This is a genomic window from Streptomyces sp. MS191, from assembly GCF_008042125.1.
In the GTDB taxonomy this organism is placed as follows: Bacteria; Actinomycetota; Actinomycetes; order Streptomycetales; family Streptomycetaceae; genus Streptomyces.
Genome location: NZ_RDBI01000030.1, coordinates 11,655 through 22,674, shown reverse-complemented (window position 1 = coordinate 22,674; position 11,020 = coordinate 11,655). Strand labels below are relative to the sequence as shown.

At 69.3% G+C, this 11,020-nt stretch carries 10 protein-coding genes and 1 pseudogene; 5 read left to right on the top strand and 6 right to left on the bottom strand.

Features of this window, described 5'->3' with window-relative positions:
• The coding region (locus tag EAO71_RS03480) for a hypothetical protein (RefSeq protein ID WP_222723537.1) at positions 1-633 on the bottom strand (633 nt) is incomplete at its 3' end.
• 752 nt (positions 634-1,385) lie between these two features.
• On the opposite strand from EAO71_RS03480, the pseudogene EAO71_RS38500 reads away from it, so the two are divergent.
• Positions 1,386-1,748, top strand: a pseudogene (locus EAO71_RS38500) (helicase associated domain-containing protein); the annotation flags it as partial.
• 178 nt (positions 1,749-1,926) lie between these two features.
• Here EAO71_RS38500 and EAO71_RS03470 read toward each other — a convergent pair.
• A complete protein-coding gene (locus tag EAO71_RS03470) occupies positions 1,927-3,297 on the bottom strand; it encodes an AbiJ-related protein (protein ID WP_147976278.1) in 1,371 nt (456 codons plus the stop codon).
• Positions 3,298-3,402: 105 nt separating this feature from the next.
• On the opposite strand from EAO71_RS03470, the gene EAO71_RS03465 reads away from it, so the two are divergent.
• Complete coding sequence (locus EAO71_RS03465; protein WP_147976277.1) at positions 3,403-4,302, top strand: hypothetical protein; 900 nt, start codon at positions 3,403-3,405, stop codon at positions 4,300-4,302.
• Between the two features lie 4 nt (positions 4,303-4,306).
• Here EAO71_RS03465 and EAO71_RS38495 read toward each other — a convergent pair whose 3' ends face one another.
• Entirely contained in the window at positions 4,307-4,792 is a 486-nt protein-coding gene (locus EAO71_RS38495; protein ID WP_147976276.1) for a hypothetical protein, read from the bottom strand.
• 163 nt (positions 4,793-4,955) lie between these two features.
• The gene (locus EAO71_RS03455) at positions 4,956-5,588 is read right to left on the bottom strand and encodes a hypothetical protein (RefSeq protein WP_147976275.1); all 633 of its coding nucleotides are present in this window, start codon (positions 5,586-5,588) and stop codon (positions 4,956-4,958) included.
• Positions 5,589-6,743: 1,155 nt separating this feature from the next.
• Here EAO71_RS03455 and EAO71_RS03450 point away from each other — a divergent pair.
• Both EAO71_RS03450 and EAO71_RS03445 read left to right on the top strand, forming a co-directional pair.
• Positions 6,744-7,934: an ATP-binding protein gene (locus tag EAO71_RS03450; RefSeq protein WP_187282544.1), complete on the top strand. Its 1,191-nt coding sequence runs from the start codon at positions 6,744-6,746 to the stop codon at positions 7,932-7,934.
• 183 nt (positions 7,935-8,117) lie between these two features.
• The gene (locus tag EAO71_RS03445; protein WP_222723536.1) at positions 8,118-8,936 is read left to right on the top strand and encodes a TetR/AcrR family transcriptional regulator; all 819 of its coding nucleotides are present in this window, start codon (positions 8,118-8,120) and stop codon (positions 8,934-8,936) included.
• 302 nt (positions 8,937-9,238) lie between these two features.
• Here EAO71_RS03445 and EAO71_RS03440 read toward each other — a convergent pair whose 3' ends face one another.
• Both EAO71_RS03440 and EAO71_RS03435 read right to left on the bottom strand, forming a co-directional pair.
• Positions 9,239-10,018, bottom strand: coding sequence for a hypothetical protein (locus EAO71_RS03440; protein ID WP_147976272.1), 780 nt, complete (start codon positions 10,016-10,018; stop codon positions 9,239-9,241).
• 191 nt (positions 10,019-10,209) lie between these two features.
• Positions 10,210-10,509: a hypothetical protein gene (locus EAO71_RS03435; protein ID WP_147976271.1), complete on the bottom strand. Its 300-nt coding sequence runs from the start codon at positions 10,507-10,509 to the stop codon at positions 10,210-10,212.
• A gap of 83 nt (positions 10,510-10,592) precedes the next feature.
• Between EAO71_RS03435 and EAO71_RS37460 the strand changes: the two genes are divergently transcribed.
• A partial coding sequence (locus tag EAO71_RS37460; protein ID WP_187282543.1) for a hypothetical protein occupies positions 10,593-11,020 on the top strand: 428 nt, incomplete at its 3' end.

The window sequence follows — 11,020 nt, the reverse complement described above, 5'->3', positions numbered from 1 at the left end:
GCCGTAGGTGAACCGCTGCGACCACGCGAGCCACGACCGGACGAACAGGTTCGCGCTCCACGCCAGGGCCAGCGCGCCGCGCTGCTCGGGAACCTCGTACCAGTAGCTGGTGAGCACGACCGCGCGCGAGACCGCCTCGTCCGGGTCCGCCGGCCGCGAATCGGCGGTGAGTCCGGCCGCCAGCACCGATGCCGCGAACCGGTTGTCCGCGAGCAGCCCGCCGCTGTCGCGGACGACCGCGTCCAGCAGGTCCGCCGGGAGGCCCGCGGCGGCCGACTCCAGCCGCGCCAGGAGCTCGGCCGGCCCCGGATCGCCGGCCGCCTCGGGGCCGGGCACCACCCTCAGGTCGGCTCGCAGCCGCTCGTCCGCCGTGCGGGCGGCCAGGAGGTGCACGTACGCCAGCGCCCGCAGCGTCTGCCAGCGGCAGAGGGTGTCGAGCAGGGCGATCCGGGAGCCGCGGAAGGCGAGCCGCACCGGCCAGGCGACCGCCCGGACCTCGTCCCCCAGAACGAGCAGCTCCGGCGGCACCGGGGCCGGGAAGACCCAGCTCCGGCCGGGGTCGTGGGACGGCTCGGCGCGATAGCCCGGCCGGCCGGGTCCGGGGTCCGACGGGGTACCGCCGCGGCTGCTCATTCTCTTCGTCGCCCTTCGGTGTCCGCCGCTTCGCCGTGTCCTTGCCGTCCCGCGGAGTGATGGGGTCGGACAGGTCCCCCGGGTCGATGTGGTGCGCGTGGATCATAAGGTCCCGGCGGATGGCGGCTGACGCGCCCTGTGATCGTTTTCGGTCAACCCTGCAGCCTGTCAGGGGATTTGACGTGATGTCCTGATAGCTTCGGTCGCAGTCTGACGGAGCCGGGGGGACTCATGGGACGGGAACGGGGCACGGGTACGTACGCGCACTCTGGCGCGGCGTGCGGTACGGGCGGCATGTGCGGGACGCGCCGGTGAGCACCCCCGCGCCGAGCCCGAGCCCGACCGGCACCGCGTCGCCGAGTCCCAGTCCGAGCCCGCAGCCCACCACGACACCGACACCCGGCACGACGCATCTGCCGTCGCCCGGGCAGCCGTCGGGCCGGGTGTCGGTGTCGTGGTGGGCTGCGGGCTCGCCGTGCGTTGTCGAGGCAGACGGCGGTATGGGCGACCAGTTCGCCGGCCAGGTCGCGGTCGGCGTCGGCGAAGGGGGCCCTGCGGTCCGTACGGGTGAGAGTGACGGTCCCGAACGTCGCGGCACCGGCCTTCAGGGGGAGGACGAGCCGCCGGTCGTCGGCGGGGACGTCCCGCGCCGGAGTGTCTTCCTGATCCGTGCTGCCGCTGTGCGCCACCGTCCTGACGGGCGGCCTGACGTCCCACGGAGTGGGTTGTTCCAGCCCTTCGAGCACGGCTTCCGCGAGGTCGACCCGGGCACCTGGGCGCAGCTGTCGATCGAACAGCAGGAACGGCTGTCCGGCCTGGGCATCAAGCCCGCTGAGACGCCGTCTCCGGCCCCGACGGCCAAGCGCTCGGCGAAGGGTCCAAGCAAGGCGCAGCAGGCCTTCCAGCGCGGCCTGACCGCCCTCGCGCAGTGGGTCGAGAGGGAGGGTCAGCGGTCGGTCCCTCGCGGCCACAGGGAAGAGATCGCGGTCGACGGCGAGACGGAACCGGTGATCGTCAGGCTGGGCGTATGGGTCTCCAACACCAAGTCGAGGCGGGACAAGCTCACCCGGGACCAGCTCGACGCACTGCGGATGCTGGGCGTGGGCTGGGCTTGACAGGTTGCCCGGCTCGTCGTTGAGCGGGAAGGTCAGCGAAGTGGAGGCCCCGGGACGTCGTGACGACCCCTGGGACCTTCGTCTTGCCCTCCCGGCACAGTTCAGGAGTGCAACGTGCTCATGCGTTGCAGAGTCGGTGTTGCACGTCCAAGCGGGCGCGTTGCAGTCGCTTGTCGTGTCACCGCTTCAGGTCGAGGAGTGCGGCGAAGAAGCCAGCGAGCAGAGGCTGCGCACGATTGCGGTCGCGGAGTTCGTCGTGGCCGAACCGGAAGACCTCGTAGCCGCGGAATTTCAGGTCTCGGTCGCCGGCCATGGTCGCGGCGTACTTCGTGCTGTCGGGTTCGGTTCCCTCGTTGCGGGTGTAGTGCTGCATACCGTCGACTTCCAGGACCACGCGCCGGTTTCCCGGGAGCAGCATGAGGAAGTCCATCCGCAGGTTCTGCATGGCCTGCGGTCCCCGTTCGCGCAGTGTCTTGGGGTCCCAGTGGAGCCAGATCTCCGGCAGGAGGGCGGGGACCTCGTTCAGATGATCCCTGTGGGCGTGGTGGTAGTGCAAGAACAGGTTCTTCTGCCCTGGGGACTTCGGGGGCAAGGAAGCCTCCATGCGGCCGTAGAGGGACCGGGCCGCCTGCTCGTGGTCGGTGATGTTCCGGGTCTCCTGCCACCAGGACAGAAGGTCGCGCCAGAGCAGTCCCTCTTTGCCGACGGAGCGGTCGTAGACCAGGACCTCGTCAGCGCGTTCGGCGACCTCGATGTCGTTGTCGAGGGCGCTGGTGAAGCGGATGTCGGGCTTGCCCAGGGTGGCGAAGATGAGGTTGCGCGGCCGGCGCGCGGTGCCGCGACCGTGCTGGACCAGGTGGAACTGGGGGTAGCCGTCGGCTTCGCCGTCCTGGCTCAGGATGGAGCCCGCCGGTTGTAGATGCCGGTTGGCGAGCTCGACGAAGCGGCGCTGTGCTGGCTCGTCGGGAAGGACGGCGGAGGAGGCCAGCCCCTCGAGGAAGACACCGAAGCGCGGATGAGGGGCTTCGAAGGCGCCGAGCTGCTCGAAGAACTCCTCGGTCGACCAGTCGCCCGGGTTCCTGAAGATGTGTCGGTTGATCTGATCGCGGAGACTCCTGGTCGAGGTGACCCACCCGCTCATCGGGTCGTTGTCCAGGTGCCACAGGCGGCCCAGCAGCGCCATGAAGCGGTCCGGGTAGCCGAGGTGGTCGGAGAGGTCGAAGTCCCTGGCGAGCTCGCGCCGGGTCCGGCTCGGGATCTGCACGTGGTGGCGGCCGAGCCAAAGCACGTCCTGCAGCGCCATCCTCTCGGCCTGTCCAAGCTCCTCCTGCTCAAGAACGGCGTCTGCGACGTCTGGCAGGCGGTCGTCCGGACAGGCTTTCAGACTGGTGATCAGGCGCTCATGCTTGGTGTTTCCCTCATCGGGTGGAGGCAGGCCGAGGCGCCGGCACAGCGCCGGGAGCTCCTTGGCCCCGTAGCGCGTGTACAGCGTGGCAAGCACGCCGTCGATCAGGCTCCGCAACACCGCCACGTCCATCCGCTCCCCCATCCCCCGATGATGAGCGACACCCGGACACGATTCCACTCTGCCCGTTCCACATGCCGGCAGCACCATTCGCGGCGCACTCTCCCGCCGCTCCCCTACGTTGAGCGCATGTCGCACGAAACGATCCACGAGCACCTGCTGATATCGGCCCGCAAATGGGCGCGCACGGCTGTCGACGCGTACCTGGAGGAGCCCATCGACCAGGACTTCGCCGTGCACCACATGGCGGTCGCAGTGGAGCACGCGTCCAAGGCGTACCTGGCGTCCATCGCCCCCGTACTCCTCGCCTCGGAGAGGCAGCCGAGCGTGGACGATCTCCTGGTCCTGAGCGGGAACGAGGACAAGACGAAGCAAGGCCGCGCCGGGCTGAAGACCATCGGCGGTGAGGGGGCCATCCTCAGGGCAGCCCAGCTCCTCGGCCCCAAGTACAAGGCGCCCGCCAAGCTCAAGGAACTGCGGGAGTCCCGCAACGGCATCACCCACATGGGGTGGGGCCAGCCCGTGACCGAGTGCCGCGCACTCATGGCCGCCGGCATCGAGCACATCAACGCGCTCCTGGAGGCCCTGTCGGCCGAGGCCGCCGGCTTCTGGGGGACGCACCTCGAAGCCTGCACCGCGCTGGTGGCCCAGGCCACCAGCGAGATGGAGATCCGGTACCAGGCGAAACTCCGGCAGGCCCGGGAGCGGTTCGCCGAGACCACCAGGCGCCTGTCCGAAGCCGAGATCGCCGAACTCGTGAGCAGTCTCTCCGCACTGCCGACTGCCGCTCCGTGGCCGCTGGCCGTGCCCGCAGAATGCCCCGCGTGCAGACACATCGGCTTCGCCAGCGGCCGGGACAAGTCGGGGGAGTACGGGGACGTCTGGTTCCTCCCCCGGCACTTCGGCTGCCGCCTGTGCGGACTCACACTCACGAGGTGGGAACTCGATCTCGCTGGGATCAAGGCCGAGGTCCTCAACGACGAGGAAGAGCCCGATCCTGACTGGGAACCCGACTTCGAGACGTACTGAGCGCTCAGGCAGACGTTCCTCCGCTGTCCCCGCCCCATCCGTCGAGGAAACCGGACAAGGCGCGGCGCTGCTGTTCCTCGCGGGCGATCTGCTGGGAGAGGATGTTGCGGTCGATGTAGGGGTCGACGGCGGCGAGGACCAGGCGCTGGAGTTCGTCCGGCTCCAGCGCTTCCACCTCCACTGCACCGGGTGCTCGATGTCGCAGCCGTAGCGGCGGGCGAAGGCCGGCCGCCTCGGGTCCGCGCTTGCCCCCGGTCGCCGGGAGGCCGTACGCGTGGACCTGCTCGCAGGTGAGCAGCACCCGGGGCACCGAGCTCCAGCACCCCGTCCGCTCCACCCATTCCCGCTCGATGTCCTCGCCCGAGCAGCCGAAGTCACCGGCCACTGCAAGGTGGGCGACACGGTCGCGGACGACGTCGGTGTAGCACTGGGAGCTGAAGCCACGGACGATGAGGACGGGGATGCCCGCGAATTCGAGCCACCCGGTCAACTGCTGCCGAAGGGTGTCCCTTCTCCGCGGCGATGTACAGGGCGTGCTCCTGGCCAGGCGCCTCGCCACTCCACGCAGTCCGGGGCGGTGAGGTCCACGTCATCGGCGTTCTCCAGCCCAGCGCCGGGAAGCGGTGACGGGGCGGACCGGGGGCACCCCGCGCTCAGGTGCGGTTCTCGTCGACGAGCCCGATCAGGACGTCCATGTCCGGTACGTCGAGTGCCGGTATGCGCAGCCAGTGGAACGGGAACCCGTACGCGCCGCCCTCGGCCGCCCGGTACTCCATGCGCAGCAGCGCGCCCAGCTCGCTCTCGTCCTCGTCGGCGATGACGACGCTGTAGCGGCACGAGGTGATGCTGTGCCAGGAGATGTCCTTGCCGTCGTGGCGCAGCCCGTTCGCGGTGGCGGTGAGCGGGCCGAACTCCACCTCCTCGCCGGCCGCGAGGGACCCTCTGGCACGGGCGAGGTGCAGCGCGGTCACCGGGCCCCTGATCCGGTCCACCAAAGGTGCGATGACAGAGGGCGGAGACGGGGACATGCGGCCCGAGAGGAAGACGGCCTCTGGTGTGGCGATGGGCGGGTCGGTCATCCGCGAGGCGAAGACTGTGCCGTCGGTGAACTCCATCCGCAGCATGTGTACCCACTGCGTGACCACTGTGCCGTCCGGTGCATGGCTGCCGTCGACGTCGTTGGCGCACCACAGGCGGGCGACCTGCGCCCACCGGTACACGTGGGGGCCGCCCGTGCCGGCGTCCTCGGTCAGCACCACGCCGTCGCCGAACACGGAGAGCGTCACCGCCTGCAGCCCGTCGGGCCCGACTGCTTCTCCGGCCAGCCTCCCGTGCACCAGGCCGGCCAGCAGCTCACATCCAGGCCCGGATCGCGGTTGCACCGTCTCCGGCACGTCACGCTCACGCGTGGCCAGTCTCCGCCACCAGCCAACCATGTGTCCCCCGCTCGGCAAGGCGTCCCGGCTCAGCCGGTGCTGCTCACCTCAGATCCCCGACCCAGCGTCCACCCTATTCCCGGGTGGGTTCCGCTGTCCGCCCGATGCCGGTCTTCCCGCCCTGCCCGCGCCCGCCGTCCCGGCCAGGACCGACAGACGAAGTCCGCCTGCGCCATGCCGACGTGGCCCGCCCGCCACGCAGCCGCGAACAGCAGACCAGTCAGCAGCAGGATCCGGGCAGCGATCCGGTCCTGGTCCGACAGTGCCCATCAAGCCGCCCGTACTCGGTCCGTCCACACCCGCAAGCCCCGCCCGCGCGTCCAGGTACGGCAGCCGTCACCGTCTACGCCCCGCCCTCCTCGCCGATGCCGCCTGCCGGCGACGGGCGAGAACCGCGGCTTCCGTCGGGGCCTGCTGGCCGGGAGCTGTCACGCGCACCCGCCCCTCGGCTCGACGGTATAACTGCTGCTGTCCCCGGCCAACGTCCCGCTCCCCTGCCTCGTCCTGATCCGGTCTAGGTGTTCTGTCCCGGGAGGTTGTGGACGGGTGAGGCAGGTCTCGGCTGAGGTGTCTTGAACGGGTGAGGGCCTTCCGGGTTCGGTGTGGATTGCGACGTCTACACCGACCAGAAAGGCCCTCGTGCCCCACCGTAATGCACAGAGCTCCAGGGGCCGACCTGTCGGCGTGGTCTCTCCAGGGCAGGCGAGTCACACGCTGCCGGGAAATTCGCGAGGAAAGACCCCCCGGCTCCCGCCTGGAACGCCCCCTACACGCCTGTGGCGGGGCCTTCGTGTTGCCCTGCTCCCGGTGGCGGCACTCCATAACGATGCTGTCGGCAAAGTCACGGACGCAGCCACCTGCGACCTCAGCAGATGTGCTCTGACCTGCACGTTTTCCTCCGGATACCTAGGATCGACGTGCACGGGCGACAGCGTGAAAGCGGTGTTGTCCGCGCTTTGGTGACCTGCGCTCACCATGCTCAGGACGTCCCAGGGAGGGTGCTTCATGACCGAATCCGGCAACCCCAGGCAGCCCGTAACCGTGAACGAGTACGACGCCAGTCACATCCAGGTACTCGAGGGCCTCGAGGCGGTACGCAGGCGGCCCGGCATGTACATCGGCTCGACCGGCGAGCGCGGCCTGCACCACATGGTCTACGAGGTCGTCTCGTACGCCGTCGACGAGCACCTGGCCGGCCATGCCGACGCCATCGACGTCACGATCACCGCGGACGGCGGCATTCGCGTCGTGGACAACGGGCGAGGCCTGCCCGTCGAGGTGCAGGAACCCGCAGGCAAGTCCGCCGTCGAACGCGAACTGACGGAGCTGTCCTTCGTCCCCAAGCCCCGCACCGGCTACTGGGTGTCCGGTGGCATCAACGGCCTGGGCCTGAGCGTGGTCAACGCGCTGTCGAGCCGTCTCACGGTCGAGGTTCACCGGGACGGCCACCGTTGGACCCAGGAGTACGAGAAGGGCATCCCGATCAGTGCCTTGACGAGGCACGAAGAGAGCAGCGGACACGGCACCGCGATTGTGTTCCTGCCAGACGCCGACATCTTCGAGACCACCTTGTGGTCGTTCGCCACTCTGTCGCAGCGCCTCCAGGAACTGGCCTTCCTCAACACGGGCCTGGCCATATCACTCACCGACGAGCGTCCGGAGCGACCGGTCCGCCACCACCACCTTGACGGCCTTCGCGCCTACGTCGCCCACCTCAACCCCTATCCCCCGAGTCTCGTCCACTCCCCCGCCATCGGCTTCACGTCGGAGAACGAAGAGCAGACGATCTCCGTGCAGGTCGCCATGCAGTGGAACACCTGGCCCCCGGGAGAGTTCCACTCCTTCGCGAACAGCACCCGCACTCATGAAGGCGGCGCCCACGAAGTGGGCTTCCGGACCGCGCTCACGTCTGTCGTCAACGAGCACGCGCGCCGTCAACGGCAGATATCCGCAGAGGACGAGGACCTCACGGCCGAGGCCGTCCACGAGGGCCTGACCGCGGTCGTGTCCGTAAAACTCGCCCATCCCGTCTTCGAGGGATCCACCAGAACCAGGCTCAGCAATCCCGAAGCGGACACCTACGTCCAAAAGGTCATCCGCCAACACCTCGCTGACTGGCTGGACCACAACCCGAACGAAGCCGAAGCCATCATCCGCCACATCGTCAATGCCTCTACCGGACGCGGGAAGTGGTGACGGAGGCTCTCCAGCGCAAGGGAGAGCCCGGCGTCACTGCCATGCCGGATACAAGCCCGCCGCCACCAATCATGGGAATGGTGAACCCGCTGGGACTCGCAATGCTGTGTCGAAGGGGCTGGTGGGGTCGTGCGGGCGATAGGTGAGGGGCTGGAGCGGCTCCTGTACACGCGGCCGGTACCAGTGACGACGGCGGATCAGCTGAAGGCGTTGCTCCGGTGGGAGCGGGGCTCCACCCGGCAGGTCGCCGCCGTCCTGGGCGTGTCCCAGCGGACCGTCCAGCGCTGGGTGACTCCCAAGCCGGGAAGCCAAGGACGCCCGAACCCCGGCCACGAGCAGAGGATCGCGGAACTCGTGCGGGCCCACTGGCAGCCGCTGATCCGTGCGCGCCGCCGGGTCGCGGCGGAGGCCGGTGATGGGTCGTCCATACCCGGGCCCGGTTCGGGTTCAAAGCCGGTGGCGGCAGCTCCGACGACGAGCATGGACGACATCGCCAAACTGGCAGCGGTGTCCAAGCAGACCGTCTACAAGCACTTCTCCGACAAGGAGAAGCTCTTCGCCGACATCGTCCTGGCCACCACCGACCGGCTCGACACCGAGATCGACCTGCTCGCCGGCATCCCGTTCGACGCCGACAACCTGGAAGAGAACCTGACCCGGCTCGCCCGCCAACTTCTGACCACCCTCACCCACCCCCGGGTGATCCAGCTGCGGCGCCTGATCATCGCCAACGCCGACGTCTTCCCCGACCTGGGCGCCGCCTGGTACGAGCGGGGCTTCGAACGGGGGCTCGCCACGCTGGCAGCAGCCTTCCAACGCCTGGCCGACCAAGGGCTGCTCCACATCGACGACGCACTCCTGGCCGCCAACCACTTCTCCGGCCTCCTGCTGTGGATCCCGGTCAACAAGGCCATGTTCACCGGACGAGCCCAGTACACCGAGGCCGACCTCGACCACCACGCCACCACCGGCACCCACGCCTTCCTCGCCGCCTACCGCTAACCACGGCCCCCAGACACGGTCGCCTTCGAAGAAGACCCTCGCCTCCAGCTGCCCCCATCCACTCCATCGCCCGAAGTACAGCGAACTGCTCACCAAGGCCCGCCGTGAGTAAGGGAACCGCGTCAGCACACTCACGCCGATCGGGTCATGATCAATCTCAGCGCCAACCGCTGTATCGATGTCCCCGAGGCCGATGAGGCCCGTGGGTTCAAGGAAACCGAAGTCTGTTCAGCGGCAACTCGCAGGTCGGTCCGTGTGCATCAGCTGGGCGAATCCGCGGGTTCGGCAGGAACCGTGGGGCGTCACTGCCCGGTCGGCGCTGGCCGGGTGAGTCCGGCTCCGACCCTGGTCAGCATCTGACCGAGGAGGTGGAGAGCTCGTGCACGTGTCGGCGCTCCGCGCACTGTGCCCGTCCAGTAGGCATCAGTGAGTTTCTCGGTCACCGCGAGGGTCTGGCCGTCGTCTTGGGCGGCCAGCACGAGGACGAATCGCAGGTAGTCACCGATGTCGGTTTCTTGGGGATGCTGGTTCATGAAGGTGTGCAGGCGCGCTGTCAGGGCGGGCAGGGTGCGGTCCGTCGGGAAGACGACCGCGAGGCCGGCGAGTGCCAGTCGAACTGCGAAGCACTCGCCTGACCAGCGGGCCAGCAGATCAGGGGTGTGCAACAGGACGGCGTTGCAGGCCCGGGCCTCGCTGTCGGGATCAGCATGTTGCGGGGCGGCTGGCCAGCTCTCGGCGAGGTGGCGCTCGGCGACGGTGGCGGCGCGCAACAGCAGGCCGACGGCTTCGAACCGCTGTCGGGCGGGAACCTGGTCGTCAACCGCCAGGGCCGCGAGCAGGACGAGGCCGTCGGCGGTGTGGGGATGGCAGGTGTCCTGGTGGAGGATCTCGTTGTAGAACTCGGCGAGGAAGGTCCGGTTGTTCCAGTCGGGGTCGATCTCTGAGTCGAACAGCATCGCCGCTTGGAGCGGCATTCGGTCCGGCAGGCGATCGGCGATGACGTCTCGGAAGAGCTTCCGGATCGGCGGGCCACAGGCGATCGCGTCGTGCTGGGTCTGCTCGGGTGCGGCCTGCGTGTCCATGACCAGCGCAGCCTACTGGAGCATCTTGGGCTGACGGCCCGGCGCCCTCTGGGCGGCGGGCCGTCGAGGCGGGCCGTGGCAGAGGTCAGCCGGCCTCGGCCAACGAAGGGCTCCTCCGCATCCACCACCCGGCCCGATTCCCGGAGTACCGGCTCGGCCATCTTCTCCCGCCGCCCCTCCCCGCGGAGGAGTCACGGCCGCCCGGCCCGATGCCCCTCGTCACAAGCGACGGCCTGTGAGCGGGCCTTCCGCAGCCACGACCCGGGTGCCTCCTGCTGGGAGGACCGCGAGGCCGCCGCCGCGTGATGGCGCAGCTCGTCGGCCACCCGTGCCGCGTCGCGCGCACCCGGCAGGCGCCAGTCCGTCTCGATGCCCTGCTCCACGGCAGCCTCGCTGCGGAAGCGGATCAGGTCGGTAGCGAGCAGGTGGTTGTCTCGCAGCCAGACGAGGAAGGGCGTGGCCTCACCAGCCGTCGTGTCGGCCAGCACCATGCAGTCCCGCCCGTGGCGCACGATGACGACGACCGGACCACCTTTCCTTCTACGCGCCGGAGCGACAGCCGCATGCCTGGTCCTTGGACCTCGCCGGCCTGGGCGAAGCGCTGCGGCAGTCGTTCACCGCAGCCCCCTACCAGGTCCGTCAGGATCACACCCACCAGGGCGAGCCGTACCTCTCCTTCTGGGCTGCCACCGACGACGGCACCGAGTACGACGGCACGGCCACCGTCCACGGGCGGGACTGCATGGTGCTGGCCGACACGACGGCTGGTGAGGCCACGCCCTTCCTCGTCTGGCTGCGAGACAACCACCTGCTCGCTACCGACCTGATCCGCTTCCGCAGCGAGGCTGCCGTGGAGCAGGGCATCGAGACGGACTGGCGCCTGCCGGGTGCGCGCGACGCGGCACGGGTGGCCGACGAGCTGCGCCATCACGCGGCGGCGGCCTCGCGGTCCTCCCAGCAGGAGGCACCCGGGTCGTGGCTGCGGAAGGCCCGCTCACAGGC